Source organism: Frigoribacterium sp. VKM Ac-2859 (assembly GCF_013204925.1).
Classification (GTDB): domain Bacteria; phylum Actinomycetota; class Actinomycetes; order Actinomycetales; family Microbacteriaceae; genus Frigoribacterium.
Genome location: NZ_JABMLC010000001.1, coordinates 208,021 through 232,365 on the forward strand (window position 1 = coordinate 208,021; position 24,345 = coordinate 232,365).

Genomic DNA, 24,345 nt, shown 5'->3' on the forward strand with positions numbered 1-24,345 from the left:
TTCGGCGTCAGTCCTCGAGGTGGACCGGTCTCAGGTACCGACGGTCGTGGTACAGCAGGGCGTCGTCGTCCTCGCCCACCCCGCCGGTTCCGATGCGCACGACCACGACGGCGTTGCCGTGGACGGGCACCCGCTCGACGATCGTCCCGGCCATCCACGCGGTCACGCCCGCGAGCAGAGGTACCCCGTTCGGACCGTCGGTCCAGTGGTCGCCCGCGAAGCGTTCGGCGGCGGGTCCCGCCATGCGGCGGGCGAGGTCGCGGTTGCGCAGGCCGAGCAGATGCACGATGACCTGGTCCGTCTCCGAGACGGCGGGCCACGAGCTCGCCGTCCTGGCCATGTTGAACGTCGCGAGGGGCGGCACGGCGGCCAGCGACGCCAGCGACGTCGCCGTGAACCCGACCGGTGTGCCCTCGTCGTCACGCGCCGTGACGATGGCCACGCCCGCGGCGTGTCGTCGGAAGGCCTCCTTGAACACCTCGAGAGAGTCGTCGGGCCGCGGAGCAGCCGCGTTGTCGTCCGTCATGCTCCCGACCCTACTGACTAGGCTGGACGAGCCATGATCCAGACCACAGATCTGCGCGGTCTCGCGCCGACCCACGCCCAGCTGCTCGACCTCGTCCCCCGGTCCCACGCCGACGTGGGCGCCGCGACGGACGCCGCCCGGCGACTGGTCGACGACGTCCGCGAGCGGGGCGCGGCCGCACTGCGGGACCAGGCCGCGCGCTTCGACGGCGTCCGTCCCGACGCCCTGCGCGTCACGACGCAGACCATCGACGAGGCCGTCGCGGCCCTCGACCCGCTGGTCAAGGAGGCGCTGGTCGAGTCGATCGCGCGCGTCACCCAGGCCAGCCGCGCCCAGGTCCCGGCGCCCACCACGACCCGCCCGGCGGCGGGGGCGACGATCGAGCAGCGGTGGCAGCCCGTCACGCGGGCCGGCGTGTACGTCCCCGGCGGCAAGGCCGTGTACCCCTCCAGCGTGGTGATGAACGTCGTCCCGGCTCAGGTCGCGGGGGTGTCGTCGATCGCCCTCGTCTCTCCGGCGCAGCGCGAACACGGCGGGGGAGTCCACCCCGTCATCCTGGGTGCCGCCGGTTTGCTCGGCATCGACGAGGTCTACGCGATCGGGGGCGCCGGAGCGATCGGTGCGCTCGCCTACGGCGTGCCCGAGCTCGAGCTCGAGCCGGTCCAGGTCATCACCGGTCCCGGCAACAACTTCGTCGCCGCCGCGAAGCAACTCGTTCGCGGTCGTGTCGGCATCGATTCCGTGGCCGGTGCGACCGAGATCCTCGTCATCGCGGACGACTCGGCCGACGCCACGTTGGTCGCCGTCGACCTCATCAGCCAGGCCGAGCACGACGAGGAGGCCTCGGCCGTCCTCGTGACGGACTCCGCGCCCTTCGCCGAGGCCGTCGTCGCCGAACTGACCAGGCTCGTGCCCCGCACCCTCAGCGCCGCCCGGGTCCGGACGGCCCTCTCGGGTCGGCAGTCGGCGGTGGTCCTCGTCGACGACCTCCAGCAGGCTGCTGCCTTCAGCAACGCCTACGGCCCCGAGCACCTCGAGGTCCAGACCCGTGACGACGACGCGGTCCTGGCCGACATCACCGACGCCGGAGCGATCTTCGTGGGGCCCGACACGCCCGTCAGCCTGGGTGACTACCTCGCCGGGTCGAACCACGTCCTGCCCACCAGCGGTCAGTCGCGCTTCTCGTCGGGGCTCGGGGCGTTCACGTTCCTCCGACCGCAGCAGATCGTCCGGTACGACGCCGAGGCCCTGGGTGCCGTGGCCGAGCGGCTCGTGGCGTTGTCGAACGCCGAGCTGTTGCCCGCCCACGGCGAGGCCGTCGCGGCCCGGTTGTCGCGCCCCTGAGCCGGGCGGGGCCTCCGCGATCCGGTGCTCGGGTGGCCTTGGCGTCCGACGTCGAGCCCGCCGTCCGATAATCTGGCCCCACCATGTTCTGCCCCTTCTGCCGCCACCCCGACTCACGAGTCGTCGACTCCCGGACCAGCGACGACGGCACGTCGATCCGACGTCGGAGGCAATGCCCCAACTGCGGTCGTCGGTTCAGCACGACCGAGACCGCGAGCCTCAACGTCGTGAAGCGCAACGGCGTCCTCGAACCGTTCAGTCGCGACAAGATCATCTCGGGTGTCCGCAAGGCCTGCCAAGGGCGCCCGGTGACGGACGGCGATCTCGCCGTGCTGGCACAGAAGGTCGAAGAGGCCGTCCGGGCGAGCGGTGCGTCGCAGATCGAGGCGAACGACATCGGTCTGGCCATCCTCCCTCCGCTCCGCGACCTCGACGAGGTGGCCTACCTCCGGTTCGCGAGCGTCTACCAGGCCTTCGACTCGCTCGAGGACTTCGAGGCCTCGATCGGACAGCTGCGCGAAGAGCACGCGTCCCGGCCGCTCTCCACCCGATCGGTCGACGAGTGAGGACCCCGTACCGCGTCCTCTTCGACGTCGTCTTCGCGAAGATGGACCCCGAGGACGCCCACCACCTCGCCTTCCGGGTCATCAAGGCGATCCCCAAGCTGGGCCTCGCCGGCCTTGTCGGGCGCTTCACGGCCCCGGCCCCGTCCCTGGCGGTCGACGCGCTCGGACTCCACTTCCCCTCGCCGTTCGGTGTCGCAGCCGGTTTCGACAAGGACGCCAAGGGCATCGCCGGCCTCGGCGCTCTCGGGTTCGGGCACGTCGAGGTGGGGACGGTGACCGCTCGACCGCAGCCCGGCAACGAACGACCTCGTCTCTTCCGACTCGTTCCCGACCTCGCGATCGTGAACCGCATGGGGTTCAACAACTCCGGGGCCCACGCGGCGGCCCTCGAACTCAGCCGGGCTCGGTCGGCTCCGTCACGGCCGGTGATCGGCGTCAACATCGGGAAGAGCCGCGTCGTCGACGTCGACGACGCGATCGACGACTACCTGGCCAGCACGCGCCTCCTGGCTCCTCTGGCGGACTACCTCGCCGTGAACGTCAGCTCGCCGAACACCCCGGGGCTCCGCGGGTTGCAAGAGCTCGAGAGGCTCGCTCCACTCCTCGAGGCCGTGCGCGACGCCGCCGGGCACACTCCGGTGTTGGTCAAGATAGCTCCCGACCTCGACGACGACGGCGTACGCCGGATCGGTGCCCTCGTCACCGAGCTCGGCCTCGCGGGCGTCATCGCGACCAACACGACGGTGTCCAGGGAAGGCCTCGCCACCGAGGGGGCGGTCGTCGAGGCCGCCGGAGCCGGCGGTCTGTCGGGTGCCCCGCTCGCCGTCCGGTCGTTAGAGGTCCTCAAGCTGGTCCGTGAGTCCGTCCCGAGCGGCATGTGCGTCATCTCGGTCGGTGGGGTCTCGAGCGCCGCCGACGTCGACGCGAGGCTCCGGGCCGGGGCCACGCTCGTGCAGGGCTACACGGCGTTCCTCTACCGAGGGCCCCTCTGGGCCCGACAGGTCAACCGGGGGCTCGTCGCCCTGGATCGGCGTCGACGCGCCACCTGACGAACCACGCGGTCGGCGAGGTCGAGAACGCGAAACGGCGCCACCCACCGGGGGTGACGCCGTTCGTCGTACGGGGAGCCGCGTCGGCTACGCGGTCGGGTACTCGCCGCGCTTGACCTGCGGCTTCGGCAGGCGCATGGGCTTGAGCTGCATCGCCCGCATCGCCGCGTACCAGCGGTTGCCCTTCCGGACGTTCTCCGCGCCGTACTTGGCAGCCAGCTTGCGGTTGACGCTCCGGCCGACGATCAGGCAGTCGACGACGGCGAGGGCGAAGAATCCCCACAGCACGAGCAGGGTGATCGACTGGATGGCCGCAGACTGCACGAGCGTCATCGCGATGACGACGACCATGATGGGGATCATGGCCTCGCCGACGCTGTAGCGGGCGTCGACGTGGTCGCGGATGAAGCGGCGCTGCGGCCCCTTGTCGCGGTCGGGCAGGAAGCGCTCCTCGCCGTTCGCCAAGCCGACGCGGGCGCGGTCGCGCTGTTCGGCGAGACGGGCACGCTGGGCCTTCTGGGCTTCTTTGCCCGAGGCCACCAGGGGCCTCTGGTTGGCGGCTTCGCGCTCGCGTCGCGTGGGCGTCGGGCGACCCTTGCCGACCGCGGTCGACTCGGGCTCGGCGACGGCGGTCGTCTCGGTCGTCTTGCTGTCTGGCTTGGCCACGGGAGATCCTCAGGGTTGTCCGAGTTCCTAAGATTACCTGCATGAGCGACTCGCAGCATCCCGTCCGACCGACCGATCCCCGTACTGTCAGCGAACTCGCGGAGGCCGTGCACGCGGGTCTGCCCGCGACGATCGCCGACCTGGGTGCCCTCGTGCGCATCCCTTCCGTCTCGTGGGACGCCTTCGACCCCGAGCACGTGAGACGTAGTGCCGAGGCCGTGGCCGCCCTGGTCGAGGGGACGGGCCTCTTCGACGAGGTGACCGTGAGCCGGGCGCCGATCGGCGAGGGCGGCCCCCTCGGCCAGCCCGCCGTGCTCGCCCGACGCCCGGCCCGCGAGGGCAAGCCGACCGTCCTTCTGTACGCCCACCACGACGTGCAGCCGCAGGGCGACGACGCCGACTGGGACACCCCTCCGTTCGAACCGACCGTGAAGGGCGACCGGCTGTACGGGCGTGGGGCGTCCGACGACAAGGCCGGCGTGATGACGCACGTCGCGGCGCTGCGCGCGGTGCACGAGGTGCTCGGAGACGACCTCGGTGTCGGCGTCTCGTTGTTCATCGAGGGCGAGGAGGAGTTCGGTTCCCGCTCCTTCGCCGACTTCCTCGTGCAGCACGAAGACGAGCTCCGTGCCGACGTCATCGTCGTCGCCGACTCCGACAACTGGAGCACGACCGTCCCCGCCATCACCGTGGGCCTGCGCGGCAACGTGACCTTCCGCCTGACCGTCCGCACCTTGGCCCACGCCTCCCACTCGGGCATGCTCGGCGGCGCCGTCCCCGACGCCATGCTGGCCATGGTCAAGCTCCTCGCGACCCTGCACGACGACGAGGGCAGCGTCGCGGTCGCCGGGCTGACGAGCCGCGAGGCCGACCACCCGGAGCAGAGCGAGCAGCAGCTGCGCGACGAGAGCGGCCTGCTCGAGGGGGTGACCCCCATCGGTCGGGGTCCGATCCTGAGCCGGGTGTGGTCGCAACCGTCGATCACCGTGACGGGCATCGACGCTCCGTCGGTCGCCAACGCGTCGAACACCCTGAGTCCCGAGGTGTCCGTCCGCATCAGCGCCCGCATCGCTCCCGGGCAGACCGCCGAGGACGCCTACGCCGCCCTGGACGCGCACCTGCGCGCGCACGCACCGTTCGGCGCCCACGTCCAGATCGAAGACGTCGACCGGGGCGACCCCTTCCTGGTGGACACCACGGGCACGGCGATCGCCGACGCGACCGTCGCGATGACCGAGGGGTGGGGCGAGGCCCCGGTCCAGACGGGCATCGGCGGGTCGATCCCGTTCATAGCCGACCTCGTGCGCACGTTCCCCGAAGCCCAGATCCTCGTGACCGGCGTCGAGGATCCCGACACCCGAGCGCACAGCCCGAACGAGTCCCAGCACCTCGGAGTCCTCCACCGGGCCGTCCTCAGCGAGGCGATCCTGTTGGCGCGCCTCGACGCGAGGGGCTGACCGGTCCGCCCGCGCCTCCCCACCACCGGCGACACCCGGGGAGGCGCGGGTCCGGAACAAAACGAGGCTTCGCTTGCTTACACTGGTCGACGACGAGTGCCCCGCACTCGACCCGGCCCGAAGGAGGCACCATGACCGACATCGCAACCGCTCCCGTCGACGCGAAGGCGCACGGCGTGACGATCACGTCCACCGCCGCGGACAAGGTGAAGAGCCTGCTCACGCAAGAGGGGCGCGACGACCTCCGCCTTCGCGTGGCCGTCCAGCCCGGTGGCTGCTCGGGGCTCATCTACCAGCTCTACTTCGACGAGCGCATGCTCGACGGGGACGCCACCGTCGACTTCGACGGCGTCGAGGTCATCGTCGACAAGATGAGCGTCCCCTACCTCGACGGCGCAGCCATCGACTTCGAGGACACCATCCAGAAGCAAGGATTCACCATCGACAACCCCAACGCACAGGGCAGCTGCGCCTGCGGCGACAGCTTCCACTGATCGTCGAGGGGCTGCTCCGGTCGTCGAAGGACGACTCCGGGCCGTCCGTCGCGGGGGAGCCGGCGTCACCGAGGGGACCATCCGACAGGGTGGTCCCCTCGGTCGTACCACGACGGTTCTCGCTCGACGTCGAGAGGCTTCCGGCGCGTGCCGTGCGTTGGGGAGGCGAACCTGCGAGTAAGCTAGGCAGGTCCCCGTCAACACTGGGAACACCCCCACTGTCGTGTCATCCGAGAGGTAACAGTGCGTTCTAACCGCCGTCTTCGTTGGGCTGCCGCCCCCATGGCAGTCGTCCTGGCTCTCGTGCTAGCGGGGTGCACCACCGACCAGCTCCAGGGGTGGCTGCCCACCACCGCGGGCACGACCAACCACGTGGACCGTGTGATCGGACTCTGGGTCACCTCGTGGATCGTCCTGCTGATCGTCGGCGTGATCGTGTGGGGCCTGATCATCTGGGTCTGCGTCGCTTACCGGCGTCGCAAGGGCCAGACCGGCCTCCCGGTCCAGCTTCGCTACAACATGCCGATCGAGATCTTCTACACCGTCGTCCCCCTGATCCTCGTGCTGGGCTTCTTCGCCTTCACGGCCCGCGACCAGGCCGCCATCGAGGCACCCACCGCGAGCCCCGACGTCAAGATCGACGTCTACGCCAAGCGCTGGGCGTGGGACTTCAACTACATCGACCAGCAGAACGAAGACGAGAGCGTCTACTACCAGGGCATCCAGGCGCAAGAACTGGGTGACGGCACGATCGACGAGAGTCAGCTCCCCGAGCTCTACCTCCCCGTCGGCAAGACGGTGCAGATCGACCTCAAGTCCCGCGACGTGGCTCACTCCTTCTGGATCATCGACTTCCTCTACAAGAAGGACACGATCCCCGGCAAGACCAACTCGATGTACTTCACGCCCGAGAAAGAGGGCACGTTCAGCGGCAAGTGCGCCGAGCTGTGCGGCGAGTACCACTCGTTGATGCTGTTCAACGTCAAGGTCGTGTCGCAGTCCGAGTACGACCAGTACATCCAGACGCTCGATGCCGAGGGAAACACCGGCCTGCTGGGCGACCAGTACAACACCAACACCAACCAGCCCGGCACCGAGGCTCCCGCCAACGCCGCCGGCACCGAAGACTCCGAGAAGTAAGGCACGGTTCGATGAGCTCAGCCACCGCCACCCGTCCCACCACCGGCGGGACCTCGTCCGGTCAGAACTTCGGCGCCACGAAGGTCGGCCGCAAGGGCAACGTCGTCGTCAACTGGATCACGTCGACCGACCACAAGACGATCGGGTACATGTACCTGATCACGTCGTTCCTCTTCTTCTGCCTCGGCGGGGTGATGGCGCTCATCATCCGTGCCCAGCTCTTCGCACCGGGCCTCGAGATCGTGGCCACGAAAGAGCAGTACAACCAGCTCTTCACCATGCACGGCACGATCATGTTGCTCATGTTCGCGACCCCGCTCTTCTCGGGATTCGCCAACGTGCTCATGCCGCTGCAGATCGGTGCACCGGACGTCGCCTTCCCCCGTCTGAACGGCTTCGCGTTCTGGCTGTACTCGTTCGGCTCGATCATCGCCGTCGCCGGCTTCCTCACCCCGCAGGGTGCTGCATCGTTCGGCTGGTTCGCCTACGCACCGCTGAGTGACACGACGTTCTCGCCAGGGCTCGGCGGCAACTTGTGGGTCTTCGGCCTCGGCCTCACCGGCTTCAGCACGATCCTCGGTTCGGTGAACTTCATCACGACCATCGTCTCGATGCGTGCTCCGGGCATGACGATGTGGCGCATGCCGATCTTCACCTGGAACACCCTCATCACCTCCATCTTGGTGATCATGGCGTTCCCCGTGCTGGCGGCCGCACTCTTCGGCCTCGGGTTCGACCGCGTCTTCGACGCCCAGGTCTTCAACCCCGCGAACGGTGGCGCCATCCTCTGGCAGCACCTGTTCTGGTTCTTCGGTCACCCGGAGGTCTACATCATCGCCCTGCCGTTCTTCGGCATCGTGTCCGAGGTGTTCCCGGTCTTCAGCCGCAAGCCGATCTTCGGGTACAAGACGCTCGTCTACGCCACCATCTCGATCGCCGCCCTGTCCGTCACCGTGTGGGCCCACCACATGTACGTGACCGGCTCGGTCCTGCTGCCCTTCTTCTCGCTGATGACCATGCTCATCGCGGTGCCCACCGGCGTGAAGATCTTCAACTGGATCGGCACCATGTGGCGCGGTTCGGTGACGTTCGAGACGCCCATGCTCTGGGCCATCGGATTCCTCATCACGTTCACCTTCGGTGGTCTCACCGGCGTCATCCTGGCCTCGCCCCCGCTCGACTTCCACGTGTCCGACACGTACTTCGTCGTGGCTCACTTCCACTACGTGGTCTTCGGTACCGTCGTCTTCGCGATGTTCTCCGGGTTCTACTTCTGGTGGCCGAAGTGGACCGGCAAGATGCTCAACGAGCGTCTCGGCAAGATCCACTTCTGGATGCTGTTCGTCGGCTTCCACACCACGTTCCTCGTGCAGCACTGGCTCGGCGTGATGGGCATGCCCCGTCGCTACGCCACCTACCAGCCCGAAGACCACTTCACGTGGATGAACCAGCTCTCGACCATCGGTGCCATGTTGCTCGGTGTCTCGATCCTGCCGTTCCTCTACAACGTCTACATCACGGCTCGGCGTGCGCCCAAGGTCGAGGTCAACGATCCCTGGGGTTACTCTCGCTCGCTCGAGTGGGCCACCTCGTGCCCGCCGCCGCGACACAACTTCACGTCGATCCCGCGCATCCGTTCGGAGTCGCCGGCATTCGACCTCAACCACCCAGAGGCCGGACTGCCCGTCGGCATCGGGCCGGTGAAGGATGCCCCTGACGCCCCCACGTACGACGCGTCCAGCGAGAAAGTGAAGTAGACCTGATGAAGACCAACGCGACGCTGTTCTGGATCCTCGCGATCTTCTTCTTCCTCATGTGTGCGGTCTACGTGCTCTGGAGCCTCCTCGACACCGGTCAGGTCGAATGGGCCGGTACGCTCGGCATCGGTCTGGCCGGCATGCTCGGAGCATTCCTGGCGTTCTACATGGGTCGCTCGCACGCGACCCAGGGAGGCGAGCTTCCCGAGGACCGTCTGGACGCCAACATCGACGACGGTGACCCCGAGATGGGCTTCTTCAGCCCCTGGTCTTGGTGGCCCATCATCTTGGCCGCCGGTTGCAGCCTGATCTTCCTGGCGCTGGCCGTCGGCATGTGGATCATCTACATCGGTGCGGCCCTGACGGCCGTTGCCTTGGTCGGCTGGGTCTACGAGTATTACCGCGGAAACTTCGCACACTGACATCACTGGTCCCTCGAGTGTGAAGGGCGTCGGTCTTCGGGCCGGCGCCCTTCGTCGTGTTCGCCACGGGTGTTGTGGCCAGAGGCGAGGACTGCAGATCTGAACTGATGAGTGGCCACTGGGCCTCTCGTTCCCACGTGCGGGACAGGACGCCCTGGGCCGGCCCAGACGACCAGTTTGGTGATCGTGTGAGCCATGCGTCAGCCGCTGTCCGCCGTCCGCTGGCCGCTGCCCACGAGCCGCTCCGCTGGCTACGGGCCACGGGTTGCTGCCTCTACGGGCCGCTGGCCGCTGCCTTCGGCCAATTGCCGCTGGTCGGTGCCGAGCGCGGGTGTACAAGCGCCGGTAGCCGTAGCCTTCCCGTGGCAGTGCCTGGGCCTGGCCCGGGCCTGCGCCTGTGCTGTCACTCTGGCTCCGTATGCGTCCGTCCCGGTGGCGACGGCACCGGCGGTACCGGAGTCCTTGCTCCACACGGCTGCCTTGGGTTCGGTCGCAGGGCCGGGTTTTGGTCGTCACGGTGTCCACCGGGGTTGCGGTCGCTCCTGGTGCTGGTCGACGCGCGGTCCTGAGGCGCGGGGACGCGGCCAGGAGTGGGAGGTGGGCGCCATGGCCATGAGGCTCCGGACGACGTGAGTGAGGCTGGGGGAGTGCTGCCCGAACCACGGTTGCCGTTCTCGCCGAGCCGGGTGTGGCTCTGGATCTCGTAAAGCGACCGATGCATCGTCGGCTGTCCGGGCCAGGGAGAGGCGGCTCAGGGACGTATACAGGCTTCCTCGGGGGTTGCCGTCCTGACGGGGAACGTGGGCCTTGTCGCTGGGGACGACAGCGCCTGTGTGGTCGATCGTGACGGACTCACGCGGTCGCCGGCTGGGGATGGTGAGCACGCCCCTCGACGGAGCTGACGTCGGTCCTCCTCGCCCGGAGCGAGTGGTGGGCGAGCAAGGCAGAGTCATCCTAGGGTTCGCGTGGAGTGGACACAGGGAGGACACGAGGAAGAGTCCGGACGGTGATCGCCACTGCCGACCGTTATATGCGCTCAACCGAGGGTGTGACGTCGTGGCTGAGGAGCTGGCCGCAGGCCGCGGTGATGTCCCGATCACCGTGGCCGGGATCACTGTGTCAACTCCGGTGCAGGACTGGAGGAGTCATCATAGTCAGGTACCACGCAGCATCCTTCGGAGGAGGCCCGCTCGTGCGGTCGGCCGGGATGTCTCAGCCTCGACGGTTCTGAGGGAGATGCTGTCGCGGCGTCTCGACACTCGATCCGATGACGTCCAGAGGGTTGTCGCCGGAGATCCCATCTCACCCAACGGTTGGACTCGTCGGCTGCGCGAGCGTGGGCCGACTGAACTGCCGTTCGCCACCCCGGGAACGCCGAAGGCCCGGCCGCACACGATGTGCGACCGGGCCCAGGGGCTAACGAAGGTCAGTGTCCTTCGTCGTGGTGCGATGCCTCGATCTCGGAACGCTTCACCGGGGCGATGCGGTCCTCGAAGAAGAACGACGACGCTGATGCTCGGGCCCGCTGCAGAGCGGTGATCTTGCCGTTGGCGTTCGGTCGGACCATGAGGGGCTCGTACTCGTTGAAGTCGAGCAAGCGCCAGCGCTCGTACTCGTCGAGCTGCTCGTGCACCTCGATGTACTCACCACCCGGCAGGCGAACGATGCGTCCCGACTCGTAGCCGTGAAGAGCGATCTCACGGTCCTTCTTCTGAAGGGCGAGGCAGACCCGCTTCGTGACCCAGAAGGCGATGAACGGCCCGATGATCAGGGCTGCCTGGCAGGCATGGATCACGTAGTTCAACGACAGGTGGAAGTGCGTCGCCATGATGTCGGAGCTCGCCGCTGCCCAGAGGCTGGCGTAGAACACGATGCCGGCGGCGCCGATGGCGGTACGCGTCGGAGCGTTGCGAGGACGGTCGAGGATGTGGTGCTCGCGCTTGTCGCCGGTGACCCAGGCCTCGAAGAACGGGTACAGCAGGACGACGACGATGAAGAGACCCAGGACCGTGATCGGCACGAGGATGTTCATCGAGACCGTGTAGCCGAAGGCGACGAACTCCCAGCCCGGAGGAACGAGACGAAGGGCACCGTCGGCGAAACCGATGTACCAGTCGGGTTGCGTACCTGCCGACACGGGGGAGGGGTCGTACGGGCCGTAGTTCCAGATGGGGTTGATCGTGAACAGCGAGGCGATCAACACGATGACACCGAAGACGATGAAGAAGAATCCACCGGCCTTGGCCGCGAACACGGGCATGACGGGCACGCCCACGACGTTCTGGTTCGTCTTGCCGGGGCCGGCGAACTGCGTGTGCTTGTTGATGATGAGCAACAGCAGGTGCACGCCCAGGAGGGCGATCAACAGTGCGGGGAGCAGCATGATGTGCAGCGAGTAGAACCGGCCGACCATGTCGGTACCCGGGAACTCTCCACCGAACACGAGGTACGAGATCCAGACGCCGATCACGGGGATGCCCTTGATCATGCCGTCGATGATGCGGGCACCGTTGCCGGAGAGGAGGTCGTCGGGAAGCGAGTACCCGGTGAAGCCCTCGGCCATCGCGAGGATCCAGAGCGTGAAGCCCACGACCCAGTTGATCTCGCGGGGCTTGCGGAAAGCGCCGGTGAAGTAGACGCGCAGCATGTGCAGCATGATCGCGGCCACGAACAGCAGTGCGGCCCAGTGGTGGATCTGGCGGAACAGGAGGCCGCCACGGATGTCGAACGAGATGTCGAGCGTCGAGGCCATCGCCGCCGACATGTTGAGGCCCTTGAGCGGAACGTACGAACCGTTGTAGTTGACCTCAGCCATCGAGGGCTGGAAGAAGAATGTGAGGAACGTGCCCGAGAGCAGGATCACGACGAACGAGTAGAGAGCGACCTCGCCCAACATGAACGACCAGTGGTCAGGGAAGATCTTTCGACCCACCTCTTTGACCAAGCCGGACATGCTCGTGCGCTCGTCGATGTAGTTGGCCGTCGCGCCGAGGAATTTGTTGGTCTTCGTCGGTGCGAAGGCAGGTGCCTTGCCGATGTTCTCGGACGTGGCCGGTTCGGCACCGTGTGCCGGGGTGGTGGTGATCACTTTTCGCGCTCCCAGAAGCTCGGGCCCACAGGTTCGTGGAAGTCGCTCTGCGCGACGAGGTACCCGTCGGCGTCGACAGTGATGGGCAGCTGCGGCAGGGGGCGCTTGGCGGGCCCGAAGATGACTTCGCAGTTGTTCGTCACGTCGAACGTGGACTGGTGGCAGGGGCAGAGCAGGTGGTGTGTCTGCTGTTCGTAGAGGGCCACGGGGCACCCGACGTGCGTGCAGATCTTCGAGTAGGCGACGATTCCGTCGTACTGCCAGTCTTCGCGTCCCTCGGCCGGGTTGAGGTCTTCCGGCTTCAGGCGCATGAGAAGGACGGCCGCTTTGGCTTTCTCTTCGAGCAGGTGTTCTGATTCGTTGAGGTTCTCGGGGATGACGTGGAACACGGAACCGAGGGTGACGTCCGACGCCTTGATGCGGGTCCCGGAGGGGTCGGCGGCGAGGTGCATGCCTTCTTCCCACAAGGTGTGGCGGAGGACCGCGTTGGGGTCTTCCGCAGGTGCGAGGTCGCGGAACAGCACCACGGCGGGGAGGGGCGTCGCGACGAGAGCGCCGATCAGGCTGTTGCGGATCAGCGAACGACGACCGAAGCCGCTCTCGTGATTGCCCAGTGCGAAGACCTCGACGGCCTTCTCACGCGTCGGCTCGGAGCCACGCGTGTCGTGGCGCATCTCGGTGATCTCTCGCGCCGGCATGAGGGTCTTGGACCAGTGCACCGCACCGATTCCGACGGACAACAGACCGAGGGCGATCCCGAGGCCCAGGAACAGGTTGTTCAGGCGGACCGAGCCGGAGTCACCCGACGTGATCGGGAAGGCCACGTACGCGCCAATGGCCGCGATGCTGCCGACGATCGACAGGAAGAAGAACAGGCTGACCTGACGCTCCGCACGCTTCTCGACCTTGGGGTCGATGTCGGTGACGCGGTCGCGGTGGGGCGGTTCACCCGGGTTCTGGAACACGTCGGACGTCACGACCGCCGTGCCGGCCGAGACCTGTCGAGGCTCGCGCTTCTCGACAGCCGAGCCCGCCGTGGGGGCCTCGTCGTCGTGCTCTGCCATTGATTCTGCCTTTCGTGAAGTACGGAGAGAACGCGGGTCAGTTCGACCGGGCGGTCAGCCAGATGGTGATCGCGACGATCGCACCGAGCCCGAAGATCCAGATGAAGAGACCTTCGGCGACGGGGCCGAGGCTCCCGAGCTCGAATCCACCCGGCGACGGGTTGTTCTCGACGTACTTGAGGTACGTGATGATGTCGGCCTTGTCTTGGGGCGACAGGTTGAGGTCGTTGAAGACCGGCATGTTCTGCGGGCCCGTCTGCATGGCCTCGTAGATGTGGTGGGCGGTGACGCCGTCGAGTGCGGGGGCGAACTTGCCCTGGGTGAGCGCGCCACCCGCACCGGCCACGTTGTGGCACATGGCGCAGTTGATGCGGAACAGCTCGGCGCCGTTGGTCGTGTCGCCGTCGGCCTGGAGCAGCGACTCGTCGGGGATGGCCGGACCCGGGGCGAGGGAGGCGACGTAGGCGGCCATGGCGGCGACCTGCTCGTCGGAGAACTGCGTGGGCTTCTGTTCGGCCTGAGGACCGTTCACGGCCATGGGCATGCGACCGGTGCCGACCTGGAAGTCGACCGAGGCCGCCCCGACGCCGATCAGGCTGGGACCGCTGTCGGTGCCGGCGGCGCTCAGACCGTGGCAGGTCGCACAGTTCGAGGCGAAGAGCTTCTGACCCTCGTCGATGCTCTGCTGCGACGTGGCGGTGGCGCTGCTCTCGTCTGCCGAGGCGGTCGAGGAGAAGAGCGCGTAGGCACCGCCCGTGGTGAGCAGACCGACGAGCAGGAGGGAGGCGGTGGCGACGGGGCCGCGACGGCCGGCCTTCTTGGTGCGTCGGGAGGACGAGGTTCTGGAGAACATGCTGTGCAGACGATCCAATGCCTATTTGAGGAGGTAGATGACGATGAAGAGGCCGATCCAGACGACGTCGACGAAGTGCCAGTAATACGACACGACGATGGCCGTCGTGGCCTCTTTGTGACCGAAGTTCTTGACTGCGTAGGCACGACCGATGGTGAGCAGGAAGGCGATGAGGCCACCGATGACGTGGGCGCCGTGGAAGCCGGTCGTCATGTAGAAGGCCGAGCCGTAGGCGCTGGAGCTGAGGGTGACGTGCTCGGAGATCAGCGTCGCGTACTCGAACACCTGGCCGCAGACGAAGACCGCGCCCATGGCGTAGGTGAGGAAGAACCACTCGACCATGCCCCAGCGGCCGACCTGGAACAGGCGGCCGGTACGGTGCGGCTGCATGCGCTCGGCCGCGAACACGCCGAACTGGCAGGCGACCGAGGACAGCACCAGGGTGATGGTGTTGGTCAGCGCGAACGGCACGTTGTGCAGCGCCGTCTGGTCGGCCCACAGGCCCGGAGACGTCGAGCGGAGCGTGAAGTAGATCGCGAAGAGGCCGGCGAAGAACATGACCTCGCTGCCGAGCCACACGATGGTGCCCACGGCAACCGTGCTGGGTCGATTGACGACGGGGCCGCCAGAAGGTCTCGAGAGAGAGGTACTTGTCACGAGGTCCATTATGCCTGGTAAGTCGCTTTGGGTTTGCGCTCGAAACCCCGGGTCGGGAATTTCCCTTGACGCCGAGACATCGGGGCCGCCCGTGCTCCGCCGGTAGCCTGGGCGCATGACCTCCGAGCTCACCTGGCCCCTGATCATCGACGCGCTCCTCGTCGGTCGCGACCTCTCGATCAGCGAGGCGACGTGGTCGATGGAGCAGGTCATGACCGGCGACGTCACCCCGGCCCAGCTCGGGGCCTTCCTCGTGGCCCTGCGGGCCAAGGGGGAGACGGTGGACGAGATCGTGGGATTCCGCGACGCCGTCCTCGCCCACGCCGTGGCCCTGCCGGTCGACAGCATGGCCGTCGACATCGTCGGCACGGGCGGAGACCGTTTCGGGACGGTCAACGTCTCGACCATGGCCTCCGTCGTCGTGGCGGCCACCGGCGTGCCCGTCATTAAGCACGGCAACCGGGCGGCGAGTTCGTCGTCCGGTTCCTCGGACGTCCTGTCGGCCCTCGGCATCGACCTGACCATCGGCGCCGACCGTGTGGCCGAGGTCCTGCGCGAAGCCGGGCTGACCTTCGCCTTCGCGGCCGCCTTCCACCCGGGCTTCGGCAACGCCGCCGCCGTGCGGCGTGAGATCGGCGTCCCGACGGTCTTCAACTTCCTGGGGCCCCTCGTGAACCCGGCACGACCCGAGGCGAGTGCGGTCGGCGTCGCGTCGCTCGACAAGGTGCCGCTGATCGTGGGCGTGTTCCAGACCCGGGGCGCGACGGCGCTCGTGTTCCGCGGCGACGACGGCCTCGACGAGTTGACCACCACCGGTCACAGTCACATCTGGGAGGTCACCGGAGGGTCGGTGACCGAGCACGACCTCGACCCGCTCGAGTTGGGCATCCCGCGGGCGATCATCTCCGACCTCGTCGGCGGCGACGCGGCGTACAACGCGGCCGTCGCTCGCGAGGTGCTGGCGGGGGAGCGCGGCCCCGTCCGCGACATCGTGCTGCTCAACGCGGCGGCCGGACTGGTCTCGTACGGGCTGGCCGCGGACCCGGGCCAGCGCGAACGGCCGCTCCTCGCCCGCTTTCGGGAGCAGCTGGACGTCGCGGCCCGCGCCGTCGACTCGGGGGCGGCGATCGCGAAACTGGACCAGTGGGTGGCGGCGACCCGCGCCTCCTGAGACCAACCGTGCCTCCTCGTCCTCGGGCGGGCGGACGACGAAGGGCCCGTCCGATCGGACGGGCCCTTCGCGCGGAGGATCAGTTGACGTCGTCGTCGACCCAGTCGAAGGTCTTCGTGACGGCCTTCTTCCAGAGACGCAGCGTGCGGTCACGCTCGTCGGCGTCGATGTTCGGCGTCCAGCGCTTGTCCTCCTGCCAGTTGGCACGGAGGTCGTCGAGCGTTTCCCAGAAGCCGACCGCGAGACCGGCCGCGTAGGCCGCTCCGAGCGCGGTGGTCTCGGCGACCACGGGACGGACGACCGGGACGTCGAGGATGTCGGCCTGGAACTGCATGAGCGCGTCGTTGGCGGTCATGCCACCGTCGACCTTGAGCTCGGTCAGGTCGACGCCGGAGTCGGCGTTGACGGCGTCGAGCACCTCGCGGGTCTGGAACGCGGTCGCCTCGAGGGCGGCGCGGGCGATGTGGCCCTTGTTGACGTAGCGGGTGAGGCCGACGAGGGCGCCACGCGCGTCGGACCGCCAGTAGGGCGCGAACAGACCCGAGAAGGCGGGCACGAAGTACACTCCGCCGTTGTCCTCGACGGTCTTGGCGAGCTCCTCGACCTCGGGGGCGGAGCCGATCATGCCCAGGTTGTCGCGCAGCCACTGGATCAGCGAACCCGTGACCGCGATGGACCCTTCGAGGGCGTAGTGGGGTGCGGCGTCGCCGAGCTTGTAGCCGAGCGTCGTGAGCAACCCGTTCTTCGAGTGGACGATCTCTTCGCCCGTGTTGAAGATCAGGAAGTTGCCGGTGCCATACGTGTTCTTCGACTCGCCCTGGTCGAAGGCGGCCTGGCCGAAGGTGGCGGCCTGCTGGTCGCCGAGGATGCCGGCGATGGGCACCTCGCGCAGCAGGCTCGAGGCCTCGACCGTGCCGTAGACCTCGGACGAGCTCTTGATCTCGGGGAGCATCGACCTCGGCACGTCGAAGGCCTCGAGGATGTCGTCGCGCCACTCGAGCGTCTCGAGGTCCATGAAGAGGGTGCGCGAGGCGTTCGTCACGTCGGTGACGTGGACGCCGCCGTCGGTGCCGCCGGTGAGGTTCCAGAGGACCCAGGTGTCGGTCGTGCCGAAGAGCAGGTCGCCCGCCTCGGCCTTCTCACGGGCGCCCTCGACGTTCTCGAGGATCCAGACGACCTTCGTGCCCGAGAAGTAGGTCGCGAGCGGCAGGCCGACGATCGGCTTGAAGCGCTCGACGCCACCGTCGGCGGCCAGGCGGTCGACGATGGACTGCGTGCGGGTGTCCTGCCAGACGATGGCGTTGTAGACGGCCTTGCCGGTGGTCTTGTCCCATACCACGGCGGTCTCGCGCTGGTTGGTGATGCCGACGGCCTTGATGTTGTGGCGCGTGATGTCGGCCCGGGAGAGGGCCTGGCCGATGACCTCGCGGGTGTTCTCCCAGATCTCGGCGGGGTCGTGCTCGACCCAGCCGGCACGGGGGAAGATTTGCTCGTGCTCTTTCTGGCCGGTGGCCACGATCGAGCCCGAGTGGTCGAAGATGATGGCGCGGGTGCTGGTCGTTCCCTGGTCGATGGCCAGGATGTAGTCGGTGTCGCTCACGGGTGGAACTCCTTCGTCGTTGATGGATGCGGCTCGCACGGAGGCCCGGGTCGGTCCAGTGGAGCGGACGGGCCCGAGCCTCTGCGGGGAGCGGGTGGATCGATGGGCGTCGGACGGCGCGGGGGAGCCGGCCTCGGCCGATCAGCGGGTCGCCGGGTCAGGCGGCCAGGGGGAGGAGCGGGAAGGACAGCAGTGCCGCGAGGGCACCGCCGACGAGGGGGCCGACGACCGGCACCCAGGCGTAGGACCAGTCGCTGCCGCCCTTGCCCTTGATGGGCAGGAAGGCGTGGGCGATGCGCGGGCCGAGGTCGCGGGCCGGGTTGATGGCGTAGCCCGTGGGACCACCGAGCGAGGCGCCGATGCCGACCACGAGGAGTGCGACGGCCAGGCCGCCGAGCGGGCCGAGGTTCGCGGCGTTCGGGGAGGCGCCGTTGGTGATGGCGATGATCGTGAAGACCAGCACGAAGGTGCCGATGATCTCGGTGACGAGGTTCCAGCCGTAGTTGCGGATGGCCGGGCCGGTCGAGAACACGCCGAGCTTGGTGGCCGGGTCGGGCTCCTCGTCGAAGTGCTGCTTGTAGGCCAGCCAGACGACGACCGCACCGATGATCGCACCGACCATCTGCGCCGCGACGTAGACGAGGAACGCGGCGAACGTGATGTTGCCGAGGATCAGCTGGGCGATGCTGACGGCCGGGTTGAGGTGCGCCCCGGACGAGTACGAGGCCAGGATGCCGACGAAGACCGCGAGACCCCAGCCGAAGTTGACCATGAGCGTGCCGCCGTTGAAGCCCTTCGTCTTCGTGAGGGCGACGTTGGCGACGACTCCGCCACCGAGGGTGAGCAGCAATGCGGTGCCCACCGTTTCTGAAAGAAAAATCAATCCCAGGTTCACGTCGACCTTCCTTGTCGTACGGCGGGGCGACAGTGCACCCGCGGTGAGCGTGTGTCAACACCTTAGTGCGGTGATCACACGTGATGAGAAGGAAAGATCCGGTGATTGCACATATGTGCATCAGGGGGTGCCGGGAGTAGGTTGAGCGGCAGCCTGGTGCACCAGAGCACCGTTCCCGGCGCCGAGAAAGGGACTTCGATGAAGAAGCTCATCAACGATCCGTCCGACGTCGTCGCCGAGGCCGTGGCCGGCTTCGGCGCGGCTCACGCCGACCTCGTGGTCGTCTCGCACGACCCGACGTTCGTCCGCCGATCGGCGGCTCCCGTGGCCGGCAAGGTCGCGATCGTGAGCGGCGGCGGCAGCGGTCACGAACCGTTGCACGCGGGGTTCGTCGGCTTCGGCATGCTCTCGGCCGCCGTGCCGGGTCCGATGTTCACGTCGCCCACGCCCGATCCGATCGTCGCCGCCACGCAGGCCGTGGACGCAGGAGCGGGCGTCCTCTACATTGTCAAGAACTACACGGGCGACGTCCTCAACTTCGAGACGGCTGCCGACCTCGTGGAGGCCGAGGGCATCTCGGTGCGCTCGGTGGTCGTCGACGACGACGTCGCGGTCAAGGACTCCCTCTACACGGCCGGTCGCCGAGGCGTCGCCGGCACGGTCGTGGTCGAGAAGACCGCCGGCGCCGCGGCCGAGCGGGGCGATTCGCTCGACGCCGTCGCCGAGGTTGCTCGGCGCACGAACGCGGCGACCAGGTCGATGGGCGTCGCCCTCACCGCGGGCACCGTCCCCCATGCCGGTGAGCCGAGCTTCACGCTGGCCGACGACGAGGTCGAGATCGGGATCGGCATCCACGGCGAACCGGGGCGGGAGCGCATCCCGCTCGAACCGGTCGACGCCATCGTCGACCGGTTGCTCGACGCCGTCACCGACGATCTGGGACTCGCCTCCGGCGAACGGGTGCTGCTCTTCGTCAACGGCATGGGCGGTACGCCGCTCGTCGAGCTGTACATCGCCTACCGTCGTGCGGCCGAGGCCCTCGAAGCACGAGGCGTCGAGGTGTACCGCAGCCTCGTCGGCTCGTACGTCACGTCGCTCGAGATGCAGGGCATGTCGATCACGGTGACCCGCCTCGACGACGAGCTGGCCGAGCTCTGGGACGCCCCGGTCGAGACCGCGGCCCTGCGCCGGGGCCGGTAGGCGTCCGCGTGGATGCCGAGAGCAGGGCACGCCGCGCCGCATCACCGAACCACCGCACGATGAGAGGAACGACCACCGCATGACACTCGACGCCACCTGGACCCGGGCCTGGATCGACCGGACGGCCGACGTCGTCGCCGCCCACCACACGGCCCTCAGTGAACTCGACCGCCAGATCGGCGACGGCGACCACGGCGAGAACCTGTCCCGCGGCTTCACCGCCGTGCGCGCCCGGCTCGCCGACCTCCCCGCCGACGCGACGCCCGGAGCAGCCCTCAAACTCGTCGCCACGACGCTCATCTCGACGGTCGGCGGCGCGTCGGGCCCCCTGCTGGGCACGGCGTACCTGAAAGGGTCGGCGGCCCTGGGCGACGCCACGGAGCTGGACGCGGAGGCGCTGGTCGCCTTCCTGACCGCGGCCCGCGACGGTGTCGTGCTGAGGGGCAAGGCCGAGGTCGGCGACAAGACCATGATCGACGCGTGGACCCCGGCCGTCGACGCAGCAGCCGCCGCAGCTGCGGACGGTGCCTCGCCCGCAGGCGTCCTCCGTGCCGCAGCGGACGCCGCGGCGACCGGTGCCGCCTCGACCGAACCCCTCGTCGCCCGCAAGGGCCGAGCCAGCTACCTCGGCGAGCGTGCCGTGGGTCACCGCGATCCCGGCGCGCAGTCGTCGTCCCTCATCATCGCCGCCGCGGCCGACGCCGCGGACGGCTCGAGCAAGGAGTCCTGAGCATGCCCACCATCGGAATCGTCGTCGTCTCGCACAGTGTCAAGATCGCCGAGGGCGTGGTCGACCTCGCTCGCCAGATGGCCCCCACGACCACCCTCGTGGCCGCCGGAGGGACGGACGACGGGTCCATCGGCACCAGCTTCGACAAGATCTCCGCCGCCCTGGCCGAGGCCGGGCGGGACGGCGGTGCGGTCGTGCTCTGCGACCTCGGTTCCGCCATCCTGACGAGCGAGACGGCCGTCGACTTCCTCGACGACGCCGACAAGCAGCGGGTGCTCATCGCCGACGCGCCACTGGTCGAGGGAACGGTCGCCGCGGCCGTGTCCGCCGAGACCGGGGGAGACCTCGAGGCCGTGGCGGCGGCCGCCCGGACGGCCACCGGAGTCGCCGACGCGCACGCCGACGAGCGCGACCTCCGAGGTGGCGACGCCGTCGAGCGCTCGGCCGTCCTCGTCAACGCGTCGGGGCTGCACGCCCGTCCCGCCGCCGACCTCGTCACGCACGCGTCTCGGTTCCAGGCCGACGTCACGGTGAACGGTGTCGACGCCAAGAGCCTGCTCCGCATCATGGGGTTGAACGTGGGCGTCGGTTCGACGGTGGCCGTCATGGCGACCGGTCCCGACGCCGCGGCCGCCGTGGACGACCTCATCGCCTTGATCGAAGGCGGTTTCGGCGAGAAGGCGAGCTGATCGCCCGCGGAGCCCGCGCCTCCTGACCTCGCGTCGCGCGGCCGCGACCTGGCGCCGTCGCGACCCAGCGCCGTCGCGACCTAGCGCCGTCGCGACCACTTCGTGAGGAGCATGTCGCCCGACAACAGGACGTGGTCGAGGGCGAGGCCGCGCAGGGCCATCTCGTCGCGGGCCGCGACGATGCGCGGGCCGGCTCCGCCCTCGAGGTTGGGCGACACGGTGAGGCACAGCTCGTCGACGACGTCGGCGGCGACGAGGTCGCCGAGCAACGCCGGGCCTCCTTCGGTGTGGATCTGGGGAAGCCCTCGCTCGACCAGGACCCGGACGAGGAGGCGCGGGTCCACCCGGTCGCGACCGCACGACACGACGTCGGCGACCTCGTCGAGTCGGGCCCGAGCCGCGCGAGGTGCCGCGTCGTGGGTGAGCACCAGAGGGCGGACCGGGGCGTCCGCGAACACGCCGCTCGCCGGGTCGAGGCCGAGTCCGCTCGAGACCACGGCGAAAACGGGGTGGTCGGACAGGCCCGCGGCCCGACGCCAGGCGACGGCCTCGTCGTCGAGTCGCATCGGGCCGTAGCCCTCGTCGCGGACCGTGCCCGCCCCGACCACGACCACGTCGCAGAGTCGGCGCAGCAGGTCGAAGACGAGCAGGTCGGCCGGCCCGCCCAGGTCGCGCGTCCTGCCGGCCGCCGTCGCCGATCCGTCGACGCTGGCGACGAAGTTCGCCCGCACGGACGGCGTCGTCCGGTCGTGGGGCCGGTGGAGCTCGACGAGGTCGTCGATCGTCAGTGCGTCGCGGCCGACCGGGGGAGCGGGGTGCAGCTGCACGAGGGTGGTCGCGGTCACGAGGCGTCCTCGTCGAGGTTGTGGCGCTCGACGAGGGGGTCCCGCCAGCCGAGGATGGCCTCGACCATCCGGACGGCGTCGACGCTGGCCCGGACGTCGTGCATGCGGACGACGCGTGCGCCCTGCAGCACGCTCACCGTGGCCGCCGCGAGCGAGCCCGCCAGGCGGTCGGGCTTGTCGCGACCGAGCGACTCGCCGACGAAGTCCTTGTTGGACACCGCGGCGAGCGTCGGGTGACCCAGGGCCGCCACCTCGGACAGGCGCCGGGTGAGTTCGAGCGAGTGCCGGGTCGTCTTGTTCAGGTCGTGCCCCGGATCGACGACGAGTCTGTCGTCGGGCACGCCGTGGGCACGGGCGACGTCGACCCGTCGTGCGAGGAACTCGACGACCTCGGCCACGACGTCGCCGTAGTGCGGACGGGGGTGCGGACGCCGTGGTGCCGCCAGGCTGTGGGTGACGACGAGCGTGGCCTCGCCGTCGGCGACCACGTCGGCCAGGCGCGGATCGTGGAGCCCCGTGGTGTCGTTGACGACGTGCGCCCCGGCGCCGATGACGCGTTCCGCGACCTCGGGGCGGAAGGTGTCGACCGAGATCACGACGTCGGACCGGCTCGCGAGCGCCTCGACCACGGGCAGCACCCGGTCGAGTTCGTCGGAGGCGGACAGCTCGGGCCCGGGCGCGAAGGGGACGCCCCCGATGTCGACCCAGTCGGCGCCCGCCTCGGCCGCGTCCACGGCGGCCTGCACGGCGCGGTCGAGGGCGAAGGTCGCGCCACGGTCGAAGAACGAGTCGGGCGTGCGGTTGACGATCGCCATGACGGCGACCTGGTGCGAGAAGTCGAAGGTCCGCGACCCGATGCGACGGCGGGGGACGAGGAGGGGCGGCACGGCGAATCCGGCGGGGTGGGCCGCGGGGGAGGGAGCGGCCGCCTCAGCCACGGGAGGTGCCGATCAGGGCGACCGCCTCGGCCCGCGCCGACGGCGTGGACAGGACGCCCCGGCTCGCGAGCGTCACCGTCGTGCTGCCCGTCTGACGGGGGCCCCGGGTCGTGACGCATCCGTGCGAGGCGTCGAGCACCACGAGGACGCCGTCGGGGCGGGCGCCGGTCTGCACGGCCTCGGCGATCTCCTCGCCGAGCCGCTCCTGGAGCTGGGGGCGCGAGGCGACCGCGTCGACCACGCGGGGGAGCGCACCCAAGCCGACGATCGTCTCGCCCGGGACGTAGGCCACGTGAGCGACGCCGACGAAGGGCAGCAGGTGGTGCTCGCACACCGACCGGAACGAGATGTCGCGAACGATCACGACCTCGCCCAGCTGGTGCGCTTCGGCCGGGACGGTGGCCTGGCGGACGAGTTCGGCCGCGTTGACCGTGAGCCCCGAGAAGAACTCGGCGTAGGCGTCGGCCACGCGTCGGGGGGTCGACTCGAGCCCGGGCCGGTCGACGTCCTCACCGATCGCGGCGAGCAGTTCGAGCACGGCGGCCTCGATGCGGGGCCCGTCGATCGGCGGAGGAGTCATCGCACCATCCTCTCAGGCGGAGGGGCCGACCGCGCCGTCCGTGCTGCTCCCGAGGTCGACGGCGGTCTCGCGGGGGAGCGCCTCGTGGTGGCGCCGTCCGTGGCTGCGCCGCGCCTCCTTCATCTCGGCCTCGAAGAGGTGCTTCTTGCCGTCCGCCAAGGAATCACGTACGTTCTTCTCATGGTCGCGGAAGGCGGCGTAGTAGCCGTCGTCGTAGTCCTCGACGAGTTGGTAGGTCCAGTGTCCCTCGACGACGTTGCGACCGACGAGGTCCCGGTCCAGCAGGTCGGCGATCTCGTCGTGCCCGGCTCGGCGAAGCGATTCCACGGCATCGCCGAGGGCGAGGTCGGCCTTGCCCGTCAGTCGGTGGAATCCGTAGAGGAATCCACGGGCCTGCTCGACGATCTCGAGCGCGGCGGAGAGTTCACCGAGGGCAGCGACGGTGTCGTCGTCGAGCCCCTGGGGTCGGCGATGCGCGTCGTCGGGCGGCGTGGGGGTCGTGTCGGTCGTCATGCGACCAGGAAACTCCGAGGAGGCGCGGCGTGCGTCAGCGGGGAGCGCTTCCGTCGCCCCTCTCGATGTTACTTGACATAATGCGCATTATCAGTCACACA

General features: G+C 68.8%; 24 protein-coding genes. 12 read left to right on the forward strand and 12 right to left on the reverse strand.

Going from position 1 to position 24,345, the window contains the following annotated elements; genetic code table 11:
- Positions 1-7: 7 nt before the first annotated feature.
- Entirely contained in the window at positions 8-526 is a 519-nt protein-coding gene (locus tag HQQ78_RS00995) for a flavin reductase family protein (RefSeq protein WP_173150819.1), read from the reverse strand.
- A 33-nt stretch (positions 527-559) separates the two neighbouring features.
- Between HQQ78_RS00995 and hisD the strand changes: the two genes are divergently transcribed.
- The 3 genes from hisD (at position 560) to HQQ78_RS01010 (ending at position 3,485) form a co-directional block, all read left to right on the forward strand.
- Positions 560-1,870, forward strand: a complete 1,311-nt coding sequence (gene hisD / locus HQQ78_RS01000) for a histidinol dehydrogenase (protein WP_173150820.1) — start codon at positions 560-562, stop codon at positions 1,868-1,870.
- An 83-nt stretch (positions 1,871-1,953) separates the two neighbouring features.
- A complete protein-coding gene (gene nrdR / locus HQQ78_RS01005) occupies positions 1,954-2,436 on the forward strand; it encodes a transcriptional regulator NrdR (protein ID WP_054146163.1) in 483 nt (160 codons plus the stop codon).
- Complete coding sequence (locus HQQ78_RS01010; protein WP_371740299.1) at positions 2,433-3,485, forward strand: quinone-dependent dihydroorotate dehydrogenase; 1,053 nt, start codon at positions 2,433-2,435, stop codon at positions 3,483-3,485. Before nrdR ends, HQQ78_RS01010 begins: the two co-directional genes overlap by 4 nt.
- An 87-nt stretch (positions 3,486-3,572) precedes the next feature.
- Here HQQ78_RS01010 and HQQ78_RS01015 read toward each other — a convergent pair whose 3' ends face one another.
- Positions 3,573-4,151, reverse strand: a complete 579-nt coding sequence (locus HQQ78_RS01015; RefSeq protein WP_173150821.1) for a DUF3043 domain-containing protein — start codon at positions 4,149-4,151, stop codon at positions 3,573-3,575.
- Between the two features lie 41 nt (positions 4,152-4,192).
- On the opposite strand from HQQ78_RS01015, the gene HQQ78_RS01020 reads away from it, so the two are divergent.
- The 5 genes from HQQ78_RS01020 to HQQ78_RS01040 all read left to right on the forward strand — a co-directional run bounded on the left by HQQ78_RS01020 (position 4,193) and on the right by HQQ78_RS01040 (position 9,421).
- On the forward strand, positions 4,193-5,608 hold the full coding sequence (locus HQQ78_RS01020) for a dipeptidase (protein ID WP_173150822.1): 1,416 nt from the start codon (positions 4,193-4,195) through the stop codon (positions 5,606-5,608).
- 131 nt (positions 5,609-5,739) lie between these two features.
- Positions 5,740-6,102 carry an iron-sulfur cluster insertion protein ErpA gene (erpA, locus tag HQQ78_RS01025; protein ID WP_043594936.1) on the forward strand — a complete coding sequence of 121 codons (363 nt, stop codon included), beginning with the start codon at positions 5,740-5,742 and terminating at the stop codon, positions 6,100-6,102.
- Positions 6,103-6,384: 282 nt separating this feature from the next.
- Entirely contained in the window at positions 6,385-7,242 is an 858-nt protein-coding gene (gene coxB / locus HQQ78_RS01030; RefSeq protein ID WP_159826700.1) for a cytochrome c oxidase subunit II, read from the forward strand.
- An 11-nt stretch (positions 7,243-7,253) separates the two neighbouring features.
- Positions 7,254-8,999: a cytochrome c oxidase subunit I gene (gene ctaD / locus HQQ78_RS01035; RefSeq protein ID WP_082460211.1), complete on the forward strand. Its 1,746-nt coding sequence runs from the start codon at positions 7,254-7,256 to the stop codon at positions 8,997-8,999.
- A 5-nt stretch (positions 9,000-9,004) separates the two neighbouring features.
- The gene (locus tag HQQ78_RS01040) at positions 9,005-9,421 is read left to right on the forward strand and encodes a cytochrome c oxidase subunit 4 (protein WP_054146161.1); all 417 of its coding nucleotides are present in this window, start codon (positions 9,005-9,007) and stop codon (positions 9,419-9,421) included.
- Positions 9,422-10,847: 1,426 nt separating this feature from the next.
- Here the strand turns inward: HQQ78_RS01040 and HQQ78_RS01045 are convergent.
- From HQQ78_RS01045 to HQQ78_RS01060, 4 genes are read right to left on the reverse strand one after another with little or no spacing between them, the layout of a single operon-like run.
- Positions 10,848-12,458 (reverse strand): cytochrome bc complex cytochrome b subunit, encoded by a 1,611-nt coding sequence (locus tag HQQ78_RS01045; RefSeq protein ID WP_043595069.1) that lies wholly within the window; start codon positions 12,456-12,458, stop codon positions 10,848-10,850.
- A gap of 47 nt (positions 12,459-12,505) precedes the next feature.
- The gene (locus tag HQQ78_RS01050; protein ID WP_043594939.1) at positions 12,506-13,573 is read right to left on the reverse strand and encodes a ubiquinol-cytochrome c reductase iron-sulfur subunit; all 1,068 of its coding nucleotides are present in this window, start codon (positions 13,571-13,573) and stop codon (positions 12,506-12,508) included.
- A 37-nt stretch (positions 13,574-13,610) separates the two neighbouring features.
- The gene (locus HQQ78_RS01055; protein WP_056045057.1) at positions 13,611-14,426 is read right to left on the reverse strand and encodes a c-type cytochrome; all 816 of its coding nucleotides are present in this window, start codon (positions 14,424-14,426) and stop codon (positions 13,611-13,613) included.
- 21 nt (positions 14,427-14,447) lie between these two features.
- Positions 14,448-15,092, reverse strand: a complete 645-nt coding sequence (locus tag HQQ78_RS01060) for a heme-copper oxidase subunit III (protein WP_082460212.1) — start codon at positions 15,090-15,092, stop codon at positions 14,448-14,450.
- A gap of 106 nt (positions 15,093-15,198) precedes the next feature.
- Between HQQ78_RS01060 and trpD the strand changes: the two genes are divergently transcribed.
- Positions 15,199-16,254 (forward strand): anthranilate phosphoribosyltransferase, encoded by a 1,056-nt coding sequence (trpD, locus tag HQQ78_RS01065; RefSeq protein ID WP_173150823.1) that lies wholly within the window; start codon positions 15,199-15,201, stop codon positions 16,252-16,254.
- Between the two features lie 79 nt (positions 16,255-16,333).
- Here trpD and glpK read toward each other — a convergent pair whose 3' ends face one another.
- Positions 16,334-17,854 carry a glycerol kinase GlpK gene (gene glpK / locus HQQ78_RS01070; RefSeq protein ID WP_056045060.1) on the reverse strand — a complete coding sequence of 507 codons (1,521 nt, stop codon included), beginning with the start codon at positions 17,852-17,854 and terminating at the stop codon, positions 16,334-16,336.
- A gap of 157 nt (positions 17,855-18,011) precedes the next feature.
- Positions 18,012-18,749, reverse strand: coding sequence for an MIP/aquaporin family protein (locus tag HQQ78_RS01075; RefSeq protein WP_123517649.1), 738 nt, complete (start codon positions 18,747-18,749; stop codon positions 18,012-18,014).
- A 198-nt stretch (positions 18,750-18,947) separates the two neighbouring features.
- Between HQQ78_RS01075 and dhaK the strand changes: the two genes are divergently transcribed.
- The 3 genes from dhaK (at position 18,948) to dhaM (ending at position 21,368) form a co-directional block, all read left to right on the forward strand.
- Positions 18,948-19,949 (forward strand): dihydroxyacetone kinase subunit DhaK, encoded by a 1,002-nt coding sequence (dhaK, locus tag HQQ78_RS01080; RefSeq protein ID WP_173150824.1) that lies wholly within the window; start codon positions 18,948-18,950, stop codon positions 19,947-19,949.
- A gap of 79 nt (positions 19,950-20,028) precedes the next feature.
- Complete coding sequence (gene dhaL, locus HQQ78_RS01085) at positions 20,029-20,679, forward strand: dihydroxyacetone kinase subunit DhaL (protein WP_056045063.1); 651 nt, start codon at positions 20,029-20,031, stop codon at positions 20,677-20,679.
- A gap of 2 nt (positions 20,680-20,681) precedes the next feature.
- Entirely contained in the window at positions 20,682-21,368 is a 687-nt protein-coding gene (gene dhaM, locus HQQ78_RS01090) for a dihydroxyacetone kinase phosphoryl donor subunit DhaM (RefSeq protein WP_056045065.1), read from the forward strand.
- An 80-nt stretch (positions 21,369-21,448) separates the two neighbouring features.
- Here dhaM and HQQ78_RS01095 read toward each other — a convergent pair whose 3' ends face one another.
- The 4 genes from HQQ78_RS01095 to HQQ78_RS01110 are packed head-to-tail and all read right to left on the reverse strand — an operon-like array spanning position 21,449 to position 24,244.
- Positions 21,449-22,213 carry a pyrimidine reductase family protein gene (locus HQQ78_RS01095; protein WP_216844137.1) on the reverse strand — a complete coding sequence of 255 codons (765 nt, stop codon included), beginning with the start codon at positions 22,211-22,213 and terminating at the stop codon, positions 21,449-21,451.
- A complete protein-coding gene (gene folP, locus HQQ78_RS01100) occupies positions 22,210-23,151 on the reverse strand; it encodes a dihydropteroate synthase (protein ID WP_371740300.1) in 942 nt (313 codons plus the stop codon). Before folP ends, HQQ78_RS01095 begins: the two co-directional genes overlap by 4 nt.
- Positions 23,144-23,731 (reverse strand): GTP cyclohydrolase I FolE, encoded by a 588-nt coding sequence (folE, locus tag HQQ78_RS01105; RefSeq protein ID WP_173150825.1) that lies wholly within the window; start codon positions 23,729-23,731, stop codon positions 23,144-23,146. The genes folP and folE overlap by 8 nt, the downstream gene beginning before the upstream one ends.
- Before the next feature lie 12 nt (positions 23,732-23,743).
- Entirely contained in the window at positions 23,744-24,244 is a 501-nt protein-coding gene (locus HQQ78_RS01110; RefSeq protein ID WP_173150826.1) for a hypothetical protein, read from the reverse strand.
- Between the last annotated feature and the right edge of the window lie 101 nt (positions 24,245-24,345).